Below are 18,956 nucleotides of genomic sequence, written 5' to 3' on the forward strand. Positions count from 1 at the left end.
CTCACCCCGCCACCGGATGTCCCGCCACCGGGTGCCGTGCCGAGGCATCCGCGACGCGAACGGGCACGGCAACCGGCCCGCGAACAGAACCAGCGGCGTCGGGCACGGCGGGTCCCTCTGGGAGGTGCAGTTGTGCCGGCGTCCGGCGACCGCTGCCGGCGCGGACGGCCGCCTCCACGGTGAGGTCCCGACCGGAGAGGTAGCCGTGCCCAGCGCCCACCCCCTCCCAGCGTGTGCGGGTGACGTGCAGGGAGGCCTCCGCCTGGGGCCAGGATCCGGCGACGAGGAGGGTGCACCCGGTCTGGCGCAAGCGGGCGCCGAGGCGGCCCGCCTCGGCGTCACCTACCGGCCGGGCCGGCTGGACGACCACGAACGGCAGCACGTCTACCAGCGCGCCGGTCACGGCCAGCCATTGGTCGCCGGGAGTGGGCACCAGCACGAGCCGGGCGAGGTCGATCCCGAAGCCGGTGGCGGCCTCCGCCCCGAAATCGGGCAGCCCCACCACGCCGGCCCAGCCGCCGTCGGCGGCGGCCGCACCGAGCAGCGACATCAGGAGCGAGGTGGAATTGTCGACAGTGTAGACCGCTCCGGTGCGCAGGGTGCCCTGCGGCAGGAGCCGGGCGAGACCCGCGCTGACGGGCCGGCCCGGGGCCTCCCAGCGATCGCGTTGCATGCCCTGGATGCGCGCCTGCAGCTCGCTGACCCTCTCGCCCAGCCGGTCACCGCGCCGGTCGGGAACGCGTGACTCCTCGGGGGAGTGCGAAATCAACGGGAGGGACATCCTCTTATTTTCGAACAGAGATTCGAATTAGTCAACCGGTGTGGATAACCGGGCCACCCCTGCCGGGCACGATACCCTGAGGCTATGTGTGGGCGATTCATCATGACCGATTCGGCGCCTGACCTCGCCGCCATGTTCGACGTGGAGCACGAGGGCGAGAACCTGCCCGAGCCGTCCTGGAACGTCAAACCGACCGAGCAGATCCCCATCGTGCTCGAATCGATGAAGACGAATCCGGCCCTTCGTCGCCTGGAATCGGCGCGCTGGTCGCTCGTTCCCACATTCTCGCCAGAGCTCAACGCTGCATTCGCCACCTTCAACGCCCGTGCGGAGACGGTGGCGGACAAGCCCACCTTCCGCACAGCTCTGGCCAAGACTCGCGCGATCATCCCGGCCACCGGCTACTACGAGTGGCACACAGCCGGCACCGTGAAAACACCGTACTTCGTGCACTCGGACGACGGCCTGCCGTTGGCCCTGGCCGGCCTGTACTCCTGGTGGCGCAACCCGGCCCTGCCCAACGACGATCCCGCCCGCTGGGTCCTCACGGCCACCGTCCTCACCGGGCCGGCCCAGGGCGCACTGGCCGGCATCCACGACCGCATGCCCGTTGTGCTGCCAGAAGAGACCTGGGACCGGTGGCTGGACCCGCACGCCGACGGCGACCAGGCGCTCGTCGACGCAGCGGTCGCGGCATCCGCTGAGGCAGCGGCCGGACTGGCGTTCTACGAGGTCGCTCCGATCACTGGCGACGCCCCTGAGCTCATCGACGCCGTCGGCCCGGAGACCGAGGTCGGCTACAGCGCGTAGCGAGGCGACACCGGCTGCGCGAGCTAGTACTCTCGAAGCGAGCCCGGAACGCCTTCGCGGCACCCCCCTTGAGAGGACCCCGCCCATGCACATTCTTTCTTTCGTCATCGCGATGGCCGCCTTCGTCGTCGGCCTGTGGCTGTTCGGCCTGGCCTTCACGGTCACCGCATGGCAGGGCCCGATCTTCTTCGGCGGCATCCTGGCGGTCAGCGCCGCCATCGCCATTCCGGTGCACGTGCTGCGCGACTAGTCCACGATCGTGCGCGCGGAGCAGCTCACCGACCCGATCACCTTCCACGGCGAAGGACCGGTCTGGTCGCCGGCCTGGGGCGGGCTGCGCCTGGTGGACCTGTTCGCCGGGGACGTCCTCACCCTCGGTGAGGGGGGAGCCGTCTCGCGTCGGCACATCGACGCCATCGCCGCCGCACTCCGGCCGCGTGCGGCCGGGGGTGCCGTGATCGCCACCGAGCGCGGGTTCACGCTCGAAGACGCGGACGGCACCCGGCGTGCGCTGCCGTCGGTCTGGGGCGACGAGACCGTGCGGATGAATGACGGCGGCTGCGCCCCGGACGGATCCTTCTACTGCGGGTCCATGGGCTATGACCAGCGCACCGGCGCCGGCTCGCTGTACCGGCTGGCCGCTGATCTGTCGGTCACCGTCGCGCTGAGCGGGGTGACGATCTCCAATGGCCTCGAGTGGAGCCCCGACGGGTCGCTCGCCTATTACAACGACACGCCCACCGGACAGGTCGGCGTCTTCGACTGGTCCCCGGAAACCGGCCTGACGGGTCTCCGGCCGTTCGTCACCATCCCCGAGGAGACCGGATACCCCGACGGACTCACCGTCGACAGCGACGGCGGCGTGTGGGTCGCCCTGTACGCCGGGGGAGCCGTGCACCGGTACACCGCAGCCGGCGTCCTCGACACCGTCATCGAGGTCGATGCCCACCGGGTCACGGCCTGCACCTTCGGTGGCGAGGCCCTCGACCGGCTCTACATCACCACCTCCCGCGAAGGCGTCGCCGACGGTGAGGACCTCCTCGCGGGGTCGATCTTCACGGCCGTTCCCGGCGTCACCGGCCGGCCGGTCGGAACCTTCGCCGGCTGATCCACCGACCGGACCGTGTCCGGGCCGGCGTCAGAGACCCGCGACCAGGTTGATCAGGGTCGCCAGGATGATCGAGCCGAACAGGAACGACATCAGGGCGTGGCGAAGGGCCGCCGAGCGCATGACCGTGCTCGTGAGCGACGTGTCGGAGACCTGGAAGGTCATCCCCAGCGTGAACGACAGGTAGGCGAAGTCCGAATAGCGCGGCGGGTCGACCTGGTTGAAGTCCACCCCGCCCTCCTCTTCGGCGTAATAGAGCGAGGCGTAGCGCAGGGTGAAAAGGGTGTGCACGAGCACCCAGGACAGCCCGACGCTCACCACAGCGAGAGCGGCGAGCAGGGCCTGACCCGCGCCCTGGGCCCCGCGCGCCTGCAGGAGCACAATGAGGATGCTGCCCAGGCTGGCCAGGCTCGCCAGGATCAGCAGGAGGTCGGTGATGCCGCGCGACGGGTCTTCCCTGGTGGCGTGCGCGGCAGTGGTCGGCGCATCCATCCGCGCGACGACGAGCCAGACCCAGCCGATGTAGAACACGGCCGCGGCGCACCATCCGATGGCGGGGGCCAGGAGCCAATCACCGGTCAGTCCGGTGACGAGTCCGGCAGCGGCGCCGACGACGACCATGGCGATGAGCCGGGTGCTGGAGCGGCGCACCCGCGGTACGAGAGCTGAAGTCTTCACCCGCTGATCGTCGCACGGAATCCACGTCCTGGCGGCCGCGCCCACCGTGTCGGCGAGATGCCAGAAACGCTGGCTAGGCTGATGTAGAACCATTTCACCCGATCCAGGCCGAAAGAGACCCGCACGAATGTCAGAGAGTCCGGCTGCGGCCAGCCCGTACGAGGTGCTGGGCGTGAGCCCGTCGGCGACCGACGAAGAACTCCGGCGCGCCTACCGTCGGAAACTTCGCCAGTCTCACCCCGACGTCGGTGGCTCCGCGGCCTCGTTCCACGCCGTGCAGCTGGCCTGGGAACGCATCGGCAGCCCGGCGAGCCGGGCCGCGTACGACGGCGCCCGGTATCCCGGCGCCACGGATGCCGGGGGAGCCGGGAGGGCCGCCGGACCGGCAACTGCGCGATCGGCGTCCACCGGGGTGAAGGCGCGCATGTACGGGCACCCGGGCGGGCATTCCCGGCAACGCTATCTGGCGTTGCTGCGCGAGTGGGCCGGACGCGGCACCACCATCGAGGACCCCTATGCCAGTGACCTGATCCGCTCCGCTCCGCGGGAGATCCGGCACCGCCTCGCCAAGGCCCTCGCCGAGGAGTCCACCGCACAACTCATCGCTGGTCTCGGTATCGGCTACACGGCCTGGCACGATGTGGCCACCCTGGGCGACGTGGAGAAAATCGACCATGTCGTGCTCGGCCCGGCCGGGCTGTTCGCGATCCTCTCGGAGGACTGGGGCGCGCCGGTGCAACTGCGCCGGGGCGAGCTCGTGGGCGACGCCCTCGAGCCGGGGGAAGAACCGCTGAGCGAGTTCGCGGCGGCCGCGCGCATCCTTTCCAAGTCCCTGCGGGTACGCTTCACGGCGCTCATCGTGGTCGCTCCCGACGAGGCCGTGACCGAACCGTTCTCGTTGCCGAGCCGCGGCCGGCGCGCCATGGTCGTCGTCATCCCGCGGTCTCGCCTCGTGGGCGTGCTCCGGGACGGCATCGCGGGCATGGAGCGCGGCAGCTTCGAGAAGGTCTTCGAGCTGCGCAGCACCCTGCAGAACGGTATCCGGTTCGTCGAAGACTAGACGGACACCGTCTCGGCCAGGCCGAGCTTCCGCACCCAGTAGCCGAGGAAGGCCGCTCCCGCCTCGTCGTGGATGAGGTCGCCTTCCACGATCACGGGGTACCCGCGGTCGAGGATCCCGTCGGCGGGCCGCACATCCACGTGCGCGACATCGAACCCGGCCGCGTACAGGTGATCGGCCATCTTGTAGTCGCTGCGGGAATCGCCCACGGAGCGCCATACCCGGGGGAGGGGCCCGCCCTGGGCGAAGAACGCCACGGCCCGTTCGGCGGCGCGGTCCTTGTCGAGGTCGACCGATTCGATATCGGTGGAGATGATGGTGGTGTCGATGCGGAACGGCACCGCGCCGGTCGCGTCGGGGGAGACCAAATGCCCGAACCGCACGCCGAGGCCGTGCTCGACCAGGATCGCATAGGCCGCCGCCTCGAAGGACGCCTGGGCGACGTGGTAGCGTGCCCGGTCCACATCCGTTCGCTGCTCGACGGAGATCATGGCGAGTTTGGTCTCGTCGAAGAACATGCTGTCGGCGTAGTCAGAGGCCACGAGCTCCCGGATGCGGCCGGCCACGACCTCGGGCAGCGCCACACGGGCATCGACGACGATGTCGCCCATGCCCGCGGCGGTGATCGGGAACCAGACGGCGCCTTTCTCGCACACGCCGTACATGCGCATCTCCTGGGGAAGGCCGGCCGCGACCAGCGGCGTCACCACCTGTTCGCTGATGAATTGGGCCGAGCGCCCGGTGATGAAGCCGATCGGCACATTGGCGCCGGCCAGGGTGATGAGGTCGGTGATGATGCTCGGGGTGCTGATGGTGCGGGTGTCCGGGCTGGCGATCGGACCGTCGACATCCAGGAGCAGGCCGAGGGGAGAAACGGTTTCAGGCATGGTTCATTGAACCAGTTCCTCCCTGAGGATGCCGACTGCTGTGCCCGGTGACGGCGCCCAGCACCTATCGTTGACCGTGATGATTACCAGACGAGAAGCAGCGCTCCGCCTCGACATACCCCTCGAGATGGCGCAGCGCCACGACCTTCCCAGCCGCATGACCGAGGCCCAGCTCGCCGAGATCGAGGCGAACCCGCCGGCCTGGCTGGTGCAGTCTCGATCCAACCGCACCGGCAAGAAGCCCGTCTGGGTCTCCCTGACCTGCAGCGTCTGCGGCTTCACTGAGGCGGTCCGGCCCAAGAAGTGGTGGCCGGAGTTCACCTACATGAGTTGCGACCACCACGGCTATGACGAACTCCCCGAGGTGCAGCCCGGCCTCAGCCGCCGCGAGGTCGATGGCATCGGCAGCCGGTTCATCGGCATCGTCGACGCCGCACCGCAGACCGACTGAGCCGGCGCCCCACCTCTTCCCCGCGACCACGCCGATCGGCGACGGTTCCCCGACTTCCCCGCGAGAGTGCAGCACCCATGAGTTTGATCCGGCTGAACGACGTCACCGTGCGTTTCGAGAACACCCAGGTGCTCCGCGAGACCTTCTTCAGGCTGGAGCCGGGCGACCGGGTCGGCATGATCGGCCGCAACGGCTCGGGCAAGACCACCCTGATCAAGCTGATCCTCGGCCAGGTGACGCCGGATACCGGCACGGTCACGGTCGACGACGGCGTGAAGATCGGATACTTCTCCCAGTTCTCCGAGCTCAACGGCGAGTCGACGATCACCGAGGTGCTCGACGCCCTGTTCGTCGAGATCAAGGCCGTCGAGGCCGAGCTCGCCTCGATCGACGCGGCCATAGCCGCCGACTCCTCGGCCAGCGCTGAACTGGACCGCCTGATCCACCGGCAGTCCGAGCTCTTCGAGGACATGGACCGGCTGGACGGCTGGGACTACCCGCGCCGCATCGACGCGGCCCTCACCATCCTGGGCTTCGACGAGGCCCACCGCACGTGCGCGATCGACGAGCTCTCCGGCGGCTGGCGCAACCGCGCCGCCCTGGCCAAGATCCTGCTCGAGGCACCGGACGTGCTGCTGCTGGACGAACCGACCAACTACCTCGACGTCGCCGGCGTGGAATGGCTCGAGAACTGGTTCCGCGACTTCAGGGGCGCCGCCGTCATCGTCTCCCACGACCGCACCTTCCTCGACGTCGTCGTGACCCGCATCATCGAGCTGGAGAACTTCCACCTGCACGAGTACCCGGGCAACTTCGGCGAGTACGTCGTGCAGAAGCAGTTCCGACTCAAGACCCTGGAGGCGCAGTTCGTGCACGAGTCCGAGCTGCTCGCGTTCGAGTCCGAGGGTATCGCCGACCGGCGGGAGGCGCAGAAGGCCGCGAGCCGGAAACTCGGCACCCAGCTGGCCACCATCAAGAAGTCCCGCACTCCGCGGCCGGTCGACAAGATCATCACCGAGATCTACGGCGGCCTGCACGTGAAGGATGTGCTCTGCCGGGTCGAGATGCTCAGCAAGGCCTATGGCGAAAAGGTGCTCTTCAACGACCTGAGCTTCGAGATCCGTCGCGGCAACCGCATCGTGGTGCTCGGCGCCAACGGCAGCGGAAAGACCACGCTGCTGCGTGTGCTCACCGGGGAAGAGTCCGCCGACCATGGCGAGGTCGACTGGGCCAAGGGCGCCGGGATGGTGTCCTACAACCAGGTGCTGGCCGAACTCGACGACACCGACACCGTCAGCCACGCCGTGAACGCGCTCGAGGGCAGCCTGGCGTTCACGGCCACCAAGAAGTCGGTCAACCGGTTCCTCACCATGTTCCAGTTCTCCGAGGCCGACCTCAAGCAGAAGATCGGCAACCTCTCCGGCGGCCAGAAGGCCCGGGTCGCCATGGCCCAGTGCCTGCTCTCCGGCGCCTCGGTGCTGCTGCTCGACGAACCTACCAACCACCTCGACATGTCGAGCACGCAGGTGATGGAGCGCGCGCTGCTGCACTTCCCTGGGGCCGTCGTCGTGGTCAGCCACGACAGGTTCTTCACCGACAAGATCGCCAACCGCCGCCTGATCTTCGGCAGTGCCGGTGCCGAGCCGGGCGAGGTCGAGGTCGCCGTCGCCTGACCCGGCCGGGTTTCGACAAGCTCAACCCGCGGACGGGACACGCCAGACTCGCCCAGGGCCGGGTCTTCCGACCTGGCCCTGGGTGCTGGTGGCAGCTAGAGCGTGGCGCGCACCAGCACGGTGGCGCCGGCCGGGGCGTATGGCACGGTGCGGCCCTCGATGGCGACCCCGTCGACCGTCAGGCTCGCCCGGGATCCCTCGCGGCCGGAGTTGGCCACGGTGATCACATAGGTCGCGCCGCGCGCCTGGCGGGTGACGGTGAACTCGGCGACGTCGGGACCGATTTGCGGGTCGACCACAAGGCCGTCGTAGTCGGTGCGCACACCCAAGAGGTACTGCGAGACGGTCACGAAGTTCCACGCCGCTGTGCCCGTGAGCCAGGAGTTCTTGGCCTCGCCATGCCGGGAGGCCTCCTTGCCCGCGATCATCTGCGCGTAGACGTACGGTTCGGTGCGGTGCACCTCCGAGATATCCTCCCGGTAGGCCGGGGTGATCTTGCGGTAGTGGTCGAACGCCTTCGCGCCGCGGCCGATCACGGTCTCGCCGATGATCACCCACGGGTTGTTGTGGCAGAAGATGCCACCGTTCTCCTTGTATCCCGGGGGATAGGTCGACACCTCGCCCAGTTCGATGCGGTAGCTCCGGTAGGCGGGGTACTGCAGCACCAGACCGTGCTCCGAGCCCAGCATCTTGTCCACCGAATCCAGTGCCCGGTACGCGGGGCTGGTCTTCACCGGTGTGCCATCGTCGTTGTGCTCAACGCCGACACCGGCGAGAACGGCGAAGCCCTGCGGTTCGATCCAGATCCTGCCCTCGGTGTCCTCGTGGGTGCCAACCTTGTTTCCGTAGAAGTCGTAGGCGCGCAGGAACCAGTCGCCGTCCCATCCGTGGGTCAGCAGCGCCTGGCTCATGTCGGCGGCGGCCTGTCGGGCTTTGTCCGCCTGGACGGTGTCCCCGCCGCGTTCGGCGATGGTCGCGTACTGGCCGGCCGCGAGAACGAACTGGGCGGCGATGAAGGTCGACTCCGCGACCCCGCCGGCCTGGTTCTCCGTGGTCTGGAAGGACTCGCCGGGGGTGGTGGAGAAGCAGTTCAGGTTCAGGCAGTCATTCCAGTCGGCGCGGCCGATCAGTGGCAGCCCGTGCGGGCCGAGGTTGTTGAGAGTGAACTCGAACGACCGGGTCAGGTGGGTGTACAGGGTCTCGGCGAGGGCGTCGTTGTTGTCGAACGGCACGATCTCGTCGAGGATCGTGTAGTCGCCGGTCTCCTTGAGATAGCCGTCCACCCCGATGATCAGCCAGGCCGGATCGTCGTTGAAACCCGAGCCGAGCTCGTTGTTGCCGCGCTTGGTGAGCGGCTGGTACTGGTGGTACGCCGATCCATCCGGCAGCTGGGTGGCGGCGATGTCGAGGATGCGTTCGCGGGCGCGGTCCGGGATCAGGTGCACGAAGCCGAGCAGATCCTGGGTGGAGTCGCGGAACCCCATGCCCCGGCCGATGCCGGTCTCGAAGTACGAGGCCGAGCGGCTCATGTTGAACGTCACCATGCACTGGTACTGGTTCCAGATGTTGACCATCCGGTTGAGTTTGTCGTCCGGAGACGTCACCGTGTATGCGGAGAGCAGGTCCGTCCAGTAGACGCCGAGGGCGTCGAAGGCGGCGTCCGCGGCCTCGGTGGTGGAGAGCCGGGCGAGCAACTCCTGGGCGCGGGTCTTGTTGATGACCTGCTTGGCGTCGTCGGCCCACTTCTCCTGGCCGGTTTCGGCGTTGTTCTCGACGTAACCGAGAACGAAGACCAGGTCGCGGCTCTCGCCGGGCTGCAGGGTGGAGTCGACCTGGTGGGAGCCGATCGGGTACCAGCCGGAGGCCATCGAGTTCGCGGCCTTCCCGGCGTGCGGCACCTTGGCCTCGGCGAGGGTCTCGTAGAGGCCCACGAACGTCTCCCGGTCGGTGTCGAAGCCGGCGATCTCCGCGTTGACGCCGTAGACGGCGTAGTGGTCGCGACGTTCGCGGTACTCGGTCTTGTGGTAGATCGCGCTGCCGTCCACCTCGACCTCGCCGATGGAGAGGTTGCGCTGGTAGTTGGTCTGGTCGTCCTGGGCGTTCCACAGGCAGAACTCGAGGTAGGAGAACAGCGAGAAGGTCTTGACGGTGTCCGAGGTGTTCGTGATCGTGACCTTCTGCACCTCCGCCGTCTCGCCCAGCGGCACGAAGTACAGGGTCGAGACGCGAAGGCCACCGCGCTCACCTGTGATGCGGGTGTAGCCCATGCCGTGCCGGGTCTCGAAGAAGTCGAGGTCCTTCTTCATCGGCAGCCAGCTGGACGTCCACACGTCGTCGCCGTCCTTGATGAAGAAGTAGCGTCCGCCCGAGTCGGTGGGGATGTCGTTGTAGCGGTAGCGGGTGAGGCGCCGCATCTTGGCGTCTTTGTAGAAGGTGTAACCACCCGCTGTGTGGGAGACCAGCGAGAAGAAGTCCTCGCTGCCGAGATAGTTGATCCACGGGTAGGGGGTCAACGGGGTCTCGATGACATATTCCCTGGCTTCGTCGTCGAAGTGGCCGAACTTCATGCGTGCACCTTTTCGGTATCCCGGACCGCCTGCAGCTCCGCACCACTATCGTGAATGCTCCGTTGCAGCCGGACCTAGTCTAAATGAGAGCGCTCTCACGACCGCTTGCGTCGACTCTAGCAGCAGGATGCCGGAGCCACCAAGCCTCCCGGCTGCGGCTCACTCGGGGCGGATGACGGCCACTCCCTGAGGGGCCAGCCTCAACCCGAGCGTGCGCGCACCCGTCAGGGCATCGGTGCCGTCGAGCAGGATTTCGGCCTCGTGGGCACCGTGGTTGATCACGAAGACGTAGCCGCCGCGGCGCACGGTTTCCACCCGGTCGCCGCGGGCCGCCGGGGCCGGCAGGTCCAGGCCCGCGTCCCGGACGATTCGTTCGGCCAGGCGGCGCAGGGCCCCGGGGTCGGGGAGGGTGGCGACGTACCAGCCGGCTCCGCCGCCCGTTGCCCTCCGGGTGACGGCCGGCCAGCCGTTCAACGGCCCCTCGGCGAAGGTCGCGACGGTTTCGGCGTCTTCGACCCGCACGTACTCGGCCCAGACCCGGCCGGCCGCCGGGCCGCCGAAGACCTCGCCGTCGAGGACGAGCTCGGGAGGGGTCCCAGCGCCCAGGTTGGTCAGGTCGGGGGCGGCCGGCGGGGCGAACTCCTCGATCCACACACCGAGGGCCCGCCGCAGCGGTTCGCCCAGGTAGCCGCCCAGCCGTACGTGCAGGTTCTCGTCCGTGATCGCGGTGCCGAACCCCACGACGAGGGTGCCCGTCTGGACGACAGCGGCCAGGTTCCGCACCTGACTGTCGGTGGCGGTGAAGTGCGCCGGGACGACGACCAGGCGGTAACCGGACAGATCGGCATCGGCCCGGACGAAGTCCACCGTGAGCCCCACCGAGGTCAGGGCGCTGTGCCAGGCGAACAGGGTCCGGACATAGGACACCTCGGTGGGGGAGGCCGGCTGTTCGAGGGCCCACCAGCTGTCCCAGTCCAGGGCGATGGCCACGTTCGACGGCACCCGGGTCCCGGCGATGGCCGCGTCTTCCGTGCGACCGGACAGCGCCGCCAGTTCCTGGCCCAGCTGTTCGACCTCACGCCACACCCGGGTGTCGGTTCCGCCGTGCGGCACGAGGCCGGAATGGAATTTCTCGGAGCCGACCGCTGACTGCCGCCACTGGAAGAAGAGGATGCCGTCGGCGCCCCTGGCCACGCACTGGTAGGACCAGGCGCGCATCTGCCCGGGGGACTTGGCGGCGTTCCGTCGCCGCCAGTTGACGGCGCCCGGCGCCTGCTCCATCAGCAGCCACGGCGCCCCGTCGCCGAGGGACCGCATGAGGTCGCGGACCATGGCGGCGTAGGCCGGCGAGTCGGGGTCGGCGGGGTCGGGGTAGGTGTCGTCGCTGACGATGTCCACCTCGCGCGCCCAGGTCCAATAGTCCACGGCCTTGAAGAACCCCATGAAGTTCGTGGTGACGGGAACCGTTGAGCCGGCGCGGATGATCGCCACTTCCGACCGGTAGCAGGCGAGGAGCTCGTCGTTGGAGAACCTGTCGTAGTCGAGCAGTTGCGTGGGGTTGCGGAAAGTGGGCGCCGCCCGCGGCGGGGAGACCTCGTCGAACGAGTCGTACCGCTGCGACCAGAACGCCGTTCCCCAGACCCGGTTCAGTTCCTCGATCCGGACGTACTTCGCGCGCAGCCAGTCGCGGAACGCCGCGGCGGACACGTCGCAGTAGCAGTGGCTGATGTGGCAGCCGTACTCGTTGTTGACGTGCCACAACTCCAGGGCGGGGTGGTCGGCGTACCTCTCGACCATGCGCCGCACGAGTTCTCGGGCTCGCTCCCGGTACACGGGCGAGCTCGGGCAGTACTGCTGCCGGCTGCCCACCGACATCCGCACGCCTTGCTCGGTCACCGGCAGGGTCTCGGGATGCCGCAGGGCAAGCCAGGGCGGCGGCGATGCCGTCGCGGTGGCCAGGTCGACCCGCACGCCGTGGGCGTGCAGCAGGTCCAGCACCCCGTCCAGCCAGGCGAAGTCGTACTCTCCCGGGCGGGGCTCGAGGCGGGCCCAGGAGAACACTCCCACCGTCGCGAGGGAGACGCCCGCCCGGTTCATCAGCCGCACGTCCTCGTCCCAGATGTCCGTCGGCCACTGTTCGGGGTTGTAGTCCCCGCCATACCAAATCGTCATGATCAGCCTTTCACCCCGCCGCTGGCGAGTCCGGATTGCCAGTACCGCTGGAGGAACAGGAAAGCGATGACCAGCGGGAGGATCGAGACGAACGACCCGGTGATCACGGTGGAGAACAACGCCTGGGACCCGCCGCCGGCCGAGGCTGCGGACTGCAACTGGGCCAGCCCCACGGTGATGGGGTACAGGCTGGAACTGTTGAGCATGATCAGCGGCAGGAAGTAGTTGTTCCAGGTCGCCACGAGGGAGAACAAGAACACCGTCACGAGGCCGGGGCCCAGCAGACGCAGGCCCACCTGCCAAAAGATCCGGAACTCGCCCGCGCCGTCGACCCGCGCAGCCTCGATCAGCCCGTCGGGGATCGCGTCGGCCGCGTAGACCCGCATGAGGTACACCCCGAACGGGCTCACCAGGGACGGAATGATGACAGCCCACGGGGTGTCCGTGAGCCCGGCCTGCGAGAACAGCAGGTAGGTGGGCAGGGCCAGAGCCGTCAACGGGATCATCACCGCGCCCAGCGTGGCGCTGAAGAGCACCTTCTTGCCCGGGAAGTCGTATTTCGCGAACGAGTACCCCGCCATGGTGGCCAGGAGGGTGGCGCCTGCCGCCGACACGAACGCGTAGAGGAAGGTGTTGAGCATCCAGCGCAGGAAGATCCCGTCCCGCACGGTGAAGAGGGTCTGCAGGTTGTCCCAGAGCGAGAAATCGCCGCCGAACCACATGCCGAAGGTCGAGAACAGGGCCGAGTTGTTCTTCGTCGCGGAGACGAAGAGCCACCACAGCGGCAGCACGAAGTAGAGCACGCACAGCCAGAGCAGAACCGTGAGCAGGATGCTCCGGCGCTTTCCGGGCGCGTACCGGGACCTGCTGCGGCCCGGGGTCACCGCCTCATCGCCGTCGCCGGGGGTCACGAGCGCCGGGCTGACCCGAGAAGTCATGAGAGCTTCCTCTCTCGTCGTTCGCTGCGTTCCCCGCCGAGCTGGACGAAGTACGACACGATCGCGATCACGATTCCGAGCAGGAAGGCGATGGCCGCGGCGAAGTTCAGCTCCCGGTTGATGAACGCGAGGTTGTACGCGTAGTAGTTCGGGGTGAACGAGTTCGTGATCGCATCGGGGGCGATGGCGTTCAGCAGACTCGGCTCGGCGAAGAGCTGGAAGGAGCCGATCACCGAGAAGATCAAGGTCAGCATGAGCGCCGGCCTGATGGCCGGGATCTTGACGCTCCAGGCCAGCCGGAACTGGCCGGCGCCGTCGATCTCGGCGGCCTCATAGAGTTCACCGGGAATGGATCGGAGGGCCGCATACATGATGATCATGTTGTAGCCCACGAATTCCCACGTGACGATGTTCATCATGGAGCCGAGGATCGACTCCGGTGAGAGGAAGTCCGGCGTTCCCAGCCCGACCGCCCGGGAGATCTGCGCGATCGGGCCGAAGTCCGGTCCGTATAGGTAGCCCCACATCAGGGTCGCGACGACCGCCGGTACGGCATACGGCATGTAGATCAGCAGGCGGATGCCCTTGGACCCGTGGGCGCGGGCGCTGTCCAGCGCCAGGGCGAAGAACAGGGCCAGGCCGAGCATGATGGGCACCTGGATGATGAAGAACAGGCCGACCCGGCCGAGGCCCGCCAGGAATGCGGGATCGGTGAGTGCGCGGGCATAGTTGGCCAGGCCCGCGAAGACCTCCCCGCCGATCAGCTTGCTCTCGAACAGGCTGAGGTAGCCCGCGTAGACGAGCGGCACGACGAGCATCGAGAGGAACACGACGAAGAACGGCAGCAGGAACAGGTACGCGGCACGGCGCTGCTTGCGCTTGGCGGGGCTGGTCGGACGTTTCGGCAGCGGCGGCCCGGCGGGGTGCTCGGCGGTGAGCGCGGGGGAGTGCGACATTGCGACTCCTTTTCTGTGAAGGGGGGGATCGGCCGACCGGCCGACGCGGTGCGGGGAAGGACGGGCGCCCGCCGGCCAGCGGGCGCCCGACGGGTCACTCCACGGTGAAACCCTGGTCCGTCGCGTAGGTCACCAGCTGGTCCTGCCAGGTGTCCAGCGCCGCGGCGATGTCACCCTTGGCGGCGATCACGGTGCCCATGGTCTCCTCATAGGTCGAGTACACGTAGTCCATGTACGGCAGCCACTGGAAGTCCGTGTCGACGGTCTGCGAGATCTCGGCGAACAGCTGGTTGACCTTCTGGCCGCCGTAGAACTCCGACTCCTGGTCCACGAACGCCGGGTCCTCGAGCACTGACACCTGCGGCGGGAACAGGAACTGTTCGGTCGCGAGCTTCATGGCCGAGGCCTCGTCGTTGTTGATGAACTTGGCGAGTTCGTACGCGGCGATCTTGTTCTTGCTGGATGCGAGCACCGCGTCGGACGAACCTCCCCAGTTGCCCGAGACGTTGTCGCCCTCATTCCACTGCGGCAGCGGAGCCGCGCGCCAGGCGCCCGACGTGCCCTCGGCCGTGCCCTGCAGGAAGATCGGACCCCACGCGGCGGTGAGCCAGCCCGCATACTTGCCGCTGGCCAGGCCCTGGTACCACTGGTCCTGGAAGTCGACGTCGGTGGAGATCAGGTCCTGCTGGATCAGGTTCGTCCAGTAGTCCGCCACTTTCTTGGCCTCGTCGCTGTTCACGTCGATGCTCACGGTCTCCTTGCCGTCATACCCGAACGGCTTGACGCCGGCCTGCCAGAGGAACCCGATCATCTGGCCCGCCTGGGTGGCGCCCAGGTTCGAGATGTAGCTGCCGGTCGAGTCCTTGACGGTCTTCGCGGCGGCCGCATAGTCGTCCCAGGTCGCGGGAGGGTCGGTGATTCCGGCCTGGCTGAGGATGTCGGTGCGGTACAGGTTGCCCATCGGTCCGACGTCCTGCGGGATCGCCCAGACCTCGGTGCCCGGGGATACCTGGTTCCACGCCCAGTCGACGTAGTCCCCGGAGAGGTCGTCCGCTCCGTAGGCGGTCAGGTCCAGCAGCGAATCGTTCAGCACGAACGACGGGATGTACTGGTATTCGATCTGTGCGACATCGGGTGCGCCTTCGCCGGCCTCGATGGCGCTGCGGAGCTTTTGGTAGTGCGGGAGGCCCTGGCCGACGTTCTCGACCGTGACGTCGATGTCGGGGTACTTCTCTTCGAAGAGCTTCACCTCGTTCTCGATGTCGGGCACCCACGTCCAGAACGTGAGCTTCGTGGGCGTGGTCATCGCCTTGTCGATGTCGTCCTGGCTGACCGTCTCCGGGGAGGCGTTGTCGCTGGAACTGGGCGTGCACCCGGTCAGGAGCATCCCGATCGACACGGCGCCGGTTACCAGCGCCACTGCTGTTCTCCGTGCCTTCTTGTTCATGATCACTCTTTCTGTGGTTGGGAAGGACTCTGGTTGGAAGGGATCAGGCGATCCCGAGGTGCTCACCGGCTGAGGAAGGTCCGCGTCGACCACGCGGCCAGTGAGACATCTGTGCCCGTCGCCAGCAGTTCCCCGGTGACGGTGTCGGCGACAGCGGCCGCAAGCGTGATCGCCCGCGGTTCCCATCCCCAGTTGAAGACGAACCAGGCCCGCCGACCGTCCGGGAGCGCCCCGGAGGAAACCGTCACGGGCAGCGCGGTGTCACCCGCGAGCTCCTGCGCATGGCCCCTGGGCACGGCCCAGCGGACGATGCCGGCGGCAAGGCCCGGCGCGGGCACACACCCGACGACGGTCACCCGGCCCCCGCCCACCGCGCGGCTCGTGACGGCCGGGAAGTCGCGGAACCGCGGGTGGTCGTACCGGGCGAGGACCTCGGAGCCGTCCGCGATAAGGCCGTCGATCCACAGCCTCGCGGCGGCGTCGGCGCCCAGGGGCAGCGTGCCGGATGCCTGGACGACCGCGACCTCAGCCTCGAGGTTGGAGTACTCCTCGTAGCGGGTTCCGGCCAAGTCCGCGAGCCGCGGCGGGGCGACCTCCACCCGGGCGCGCGCCTCATCGTCCGCGTATCCAGTGCGCGGGCCGAGGATCAGATGCCCGCCGGCGGCGACGTAGTCACGCAGCAGCTGGAGGTCGCCATCCGTCGTGACGTACAGACCCGCGGCGATGAGAACCGGAAACCGCGCGGCGAGGGCTGTCGCGCCGAGGGCGTCCGCCTGGGAAAGGTGCAGCAGGCGGGTCTGGCGGCCGGCCTCGATCGAGCCCCGGTGGAACGCGTCGACGATCTTCTCGTACGACTCCGGGTCCATACGGCCGTCGACCTGCAGCGGCGGGCTGAATTGGAGTGCGTAGCGGCTCGGGTTCGACCAGAGGATCGCAACGTCGGCATCCGGCTCGTACCCGTCCAGCGCGGTGCCGATCGAGGTGAGTTCCCCGCCGATCTCGGCGACCTCCGCGTAGACCCGTCCGGGCACGAGGCTGTGCGGCAGTACCCCGCCCCAATAGGTCTCGATGCCGTAGGGCAGCGTGTGCCAGTGCCAGTATTCGATCATGGCCGCTCCCCGGGAGATGAACGTGTAGGCCGCCTGCTTGAGCTGTCCGGGGTAGGGCGGGAAGTTGGTCTCCGAGTGCCCGATCGACTGGGCGTTCGTCTCGGTCACCAGGTAGCGGCCCTGTTTCGAGGAGTACATGCGGTCGGCCTGCCGGAACAGCGCGGGGACCCCGGTCGTCGTCCAGGGTGTCAGCTGTGACAGGTCGAGGGACGCGTCCAGGCGGTCCTGCATGCCGTAGTAGGGATTGCCCGCCACGATGTCGAGGTCCCGGTTCACCCGTTCGTCGTCGAGGGCGGGGCGGCCGTACTGCAGGCAGGTGGTCACGAACTGGCCGGCGTGGCTGTACTCGCGCACGATGCCTGCCTGCCAGGCGATGAATTCGGTCGTCAGGTCGCTCTGGAAGCGACGCCAGGCGAGGTCGTACTGCGGAAACGAGTTGCCGTCCGGCCGCCACAGCTGCGACCAGTCGTCCAGGCGGTGCGACCAGTAGGTGAGGCCCCACTCCCGGTTGAGGTTCTGCACGGTGCCGTGCCGCTCGCGCAACCGCCGCACGAACTCGGCGAAGACGTGGTCATTGTGGAAGAGCTCGAGCCCTGGTTCGTTGTCGACCTGGAAACCGACGACGGCAGGATGGCCGGCGTAGCGGCCGACGACCGCACGGATAACCCGTTCGGCGTAGCGGCGGAAATCGGGGTGGCTGAAGTCGACCTCCTGGCGGGCACCCCAGGGGATGCGCTCGCCCGTGCGCCGTTCCGCCGCGATCTCGGGGTGGGCGATCTGCAACCAGGGCGGGACCGCGTATGTCGGCGTGCCGAGGATGACCCTGATGCCGCGCCGGTGGGCGCCGTCGAGAACCGGGGCGAGCCACTCGAGGTCGAATTCGCCGTCCCGGGGCTCCCAGGTCGACCACACCGATTCGCCGACGCGGATGACGTTGACACCGGCCTGCTGCATCAGGTCGAGGTCGGTGTCGACCCGGTCGGTGAGGTGGTATTCCGGGTAGTACGCGACTCCGAAGAGGAAACCACTGGGGGAGTGCACGGGCACCGCTGGATTCATATGAGGCTCACTTCGTTGTGGGGCTTCAGCTGAGGTTTGCTTATGTTTTCGACCACATTCGGCTGGAACTAGGATGTTGTCGATAACATCGCGTTGTCAAGAGCGATTTGTCTACAGAATGATCACAATGGCCCGAGCGGGCAGCCGCGCACGACGAGACCTGAGGAGAGTGCGACATGGGCGCCAGCGCAGATCCGCTCGGCACCACCCGCGCCACGCCGACGGTGAAGGCCGCGACAATCTACGACGTCGCCCAGGCAGCCGGGGTGTCCCACCAGACCGTGAGCCGGTTCCTCAAGGGCTTCGAAGGGATCCGCCCCGAGACCAGGGACCGGGTGGTGCAGGCGCTCGACGAGCTCGGCTACCGGCCCAACCTCACCGCTCGCAGCCTCAAGTCGGGCCGCTCGCACCGCATCGGCGCGCTGACCCACGAGATCTCCCAGGTCGGCCCGAGCCGGATCGTCGAGGGCGCCAGCCTCGCGGCGCGCGAGGCCGGCTACGTCCTGGACATCGTGTCTCTGGACACCCGCAATCCACGTGCCGTGGATGAGGCCCTCGCGCTCATCACCCAGCACGACCTGGCCGGGGTCCTGGCGCTCGCGGTCACCGATGAGATGACGAGAGCCTTCGAAGCCACGGCCTTCCGCGTCCCCGCGTACGTTGCCAGCGAATCCGACGGCGCCCTGGACGATCCGCGGGGCGTGCTCTCGAGGGTCGGAATTCCCGCCCTCGTGGCGCACCTCGCCCGGCTGGGCCATCGCCGTCTGGTGCATGTGGCCGGGCCCAGCGTCTGGTCGGCCGCGCGCAACCGCATCCACGCGTATGAAGGCGCGGTCGAGGCCCAGGGGCTGCACTCGGCCGGCATCCTGCACGGCGACTGGTCGGCGGCATCCGGATACCGGGCGATCATGGACCTCGCCGACCTGCCGGAGGCGACGGGCTACGTCGTCGCGAACGACCAGATGGCCCTGGGCGCGATGCTGGCCCTCAAGGAGCGCGGCCTTCGCATTCCGGACGACGTCAGCGTCGTGGGCGTGGACGATATCCCCGAGGCCGCGTACTTCGACCCGCCGCTCACGACCCTGCGGAACGATTTCGAGTGCCAGGGCAGGGCCGCCGTGTTCCAGCTGTTGGCGCGGATCGAGCGCACCGCCACGTCACCCGTCGCTGTGCCGCCGCCGAGGCTTGTCGCGCGGCGCTCCTCGGGGCCGGTGCCACCGGGCGGCCCGTGACCACACGGTCGAATCGAGGTGGCACAAC

16 protein-coding genes are annotated in these 18,956 nt (G+C 68.2%); 7 read left to right on the forward strand and 9 right to left on the reverse strand.

The genetic code is table 11. The features are described 5' to 3' along the window. Position 1: 1 nt before the first annotated feature. Positions 2-781, reverse strand: a complete 780-nt coding sequence (locus DOE79_RS01360; RefSeq protein ID WP_181445844.1) for a hypothetical protein — start codon at positions 779-781, stop codon at positions 2-4. A gap of 102 nt (positions 782-883) precedes the next feature. On the opposite strand from DOE79_RS01360, the gene DOE79_RS01365 reads away from it, so the two are divergent. The 3 genes from DOE79_RS01365 to DOE79_RS01370 all read left to right on the forward strand — a co-directional run bounded on the left by DOE79_RS01365 (position 884) and on the right by DOE79_RS01370 (position 2,699). After that, entirely contained in the window at positions 884-1,591 is a 708-nt protein-coding gene (locus DOE79_RS01365; protein WP_162942561.1) for an SOS response-associated peptidase, read from the forward strand. Positions 1,592-1,676: 85 nt separating this feature from the next. Further along, a complete protein-coding gene (locus DOE79_RS20405) occupies positions 1,677-1,841 on the forward strand; it encodes a hypothetical protein (RefSeq protein WP_157109166.1) in 165 nt (54 codons plus the stop codon). A 9-nt stretch (positions 1,842-1,850) separates the two neighbouring features. After that, entirely contained in the window at positions 1,851-2,699 is an 849-nt protein-coding gene (locus DOE79_RS01370; protein ID WP_120336957.1) for an SMP-30/gluconolactonase/LRE family protein, read from the forward strand. A 30-nt stretch (positions 2,700-2,729) separates the two neighbouring features. Here DOE79_RS01370 and DOE79_RS01375 read toward each other — a convergent pair whose 3' ends face one another. After that, positions 2,730-3,377, reverse strand: a complete 648-nt coding sequence (locus tag DOE79_RS01375) for a DUF1345 domain-containing protein (RefSeq protein ID WP_245977064.1) — start codon at positions 3,375-3,377, stop codon at positions 2,730-2,732. Positions 3,378-3,504: 127 nt separating this feature from the next. Here DOE79_RS01375 and DOE79_RS01380 point away from each other — a divergent pair, with 127 nt between their 5' ends. Further along, positions 3,505-4,437 carry a DnaJ domain-containing protein gene (locus DOE79_RS01380; protein WP_120336959.1) on the forward strand — a complete coding sequence of 311 codons (933 nt, stop codon included), beginning with the start codon at positions 3,505-3,507 and terminating at the stop codon, positions 4,435-4,437. On the opposite strand, the gene DOE79_RS01385 is transcribed toward DOE79_RS01380, so the two are convergent. Continuing rightward, positions 4,434-5,324, reverse strand: coding sequence for a hypothetical protein (locus DOE79_RS01385; protein ID WP_120336960.1), 891 nt, complete (start codon positions 5,322-5,324; stop codon positions 4,434-4,436). The genes DOE79_RS01380 and DOE79_RS01385 overlap by 4 nt on opposite strands. A gap of 79 nt (positions 5,325-5,403) precedes the next feature. Here DOE79_RS01385 and DOE79_RS01390 point away from each other — a divergent pair, with 79 nt between their 5' ends. Continuing rightward, entirely contained in the window at positions 5,404-5,775 is a 372-nt protein-coding gene (locus tag DOE79_RS01390) for a hypothetical protein (protein ID WP_120340085.1), read from the forward strand. 77 nt (positions 5,776-5,852) lie between these two features. Beyond that, positions 5,853-7,448 carry an ABC-F family ATP-binding cassette domain-containing protein gene (locus DOE79_RS01395; RefSeq protein WP_120336961.1) on the forward strand — a complete coding sequence of 532 codons (1,596 nt, stop codon included), beginning with the start codon at positions 5,853-5,855 and terminating at the stop codon, positions 7,446-7,448. Between the two features lie 95 nt (positions 7,449-7,543). On the opposite strand, the gene DOE79_RS01400 is transcribed toward DOE79_RS01395, so the two are convergent. From DOE79_RS01400 to DOE79_RS01425, 6 genes are all read right to left on the reverse strand, one after another. Beyond that, complete coding sequence (locus DOE79_RS01400; protein ID WP_120336962.1) at positions 7,544-10,015, reverse strand: glycoside hydrolase family 94 protein; 2,472 nt, start codon at positions 10,013-10,015, stop codon at positions 7,544-7,546. Between the two features lie 159 nt (positions 10,016-10,174). Continuing rightward, on the reverse strand, positions 10,175-12,187 hold the full coding sequence (locus DOE79_RS01405) for a beta-galactosidase (protein WP_120336963.1): 2,013 nt from the start codon (positions 12,185-12,187) through the stop codon (positions 10,175-10,177). 2 nt (positions 12,188-12,189) lie between these two features. Further along, positions 12,190-13,125 carry a carbohydrate ABC transporter permease gene (locus DOE79_RS01410; protein ID WP_120336964.1) on the reverse strand — a complete coding sequence of 312 codons (936 nt, stop codon included), beginning with the start codon at positions 13,123-13,125 and terminating at the stop codon, positions 12,190-12,192. Next, positions 13,122-14,081, reverse strand: a complete 960-nt coding sequence (locus DOE79_RS01415; protein ID WP_120336965.1) for a carbohydrate ABC transporter permease — start codon at positions 14,079-14,081, stop codon at positions 13,122-13,124. Before DOE79_RS01415 ends, DOE79_RS01410 begins: the two co-directional genes overlap by 4 nt. Before the next feature lie 94 nt (positions 14,082-14,175). After that, positions 14,176-15,528: an ABC transporter substrate-binding protein gene (locus DOE79_RS01420; RefSeq protein WP_181445845.1), complete on the reverse strand. Its 1,353-nt coding sequence runs from the start codon at positions 15,526-15,528 to the stop codon at positions 14,176-14,178. 62 nt (positions 15,529-15,590) lie between these two features. After that, positions 15,591-17,684, reverse strand: coding sequence for a beta-galactosidase (locus DOE79_RS01425; RefSeq protein WP_245977065.1), 2,094 nt, complete (start codon positions 17,682-17,684; stop codon positions 15,591-15,593). 188 nt (positions 17,685-17,872) lie between these two features. Here DOE79_RS01425 and DOE79_RS01430 point away from each other — a divergent pair, with 188 nt between their 5' ends. Beyond that, positions 17,873-18,928, forward strand: coding sequence for a LacI family DNA-binding transcriptional regulator (locus DOE79_RS01430; RefSeq protein WP_120336968.1), 1,056 nt, complete (start codon positions 17,873-17,875; stop codon positions 18,926-18,928). Positions 18,929-18,956: the final 28 nt, after the last annotated feature.

The sequence above is a fragment of the Cryobacterium soli genome (assembly GCF_003611035.1).
GTDB classification, from domain to species: domain Bacteria; phylum Actinomycetota; class Actinomycetes; order Actinomycetales; family Microbacteriaceae; genus Cryobacterium; species Cryobacterium soli.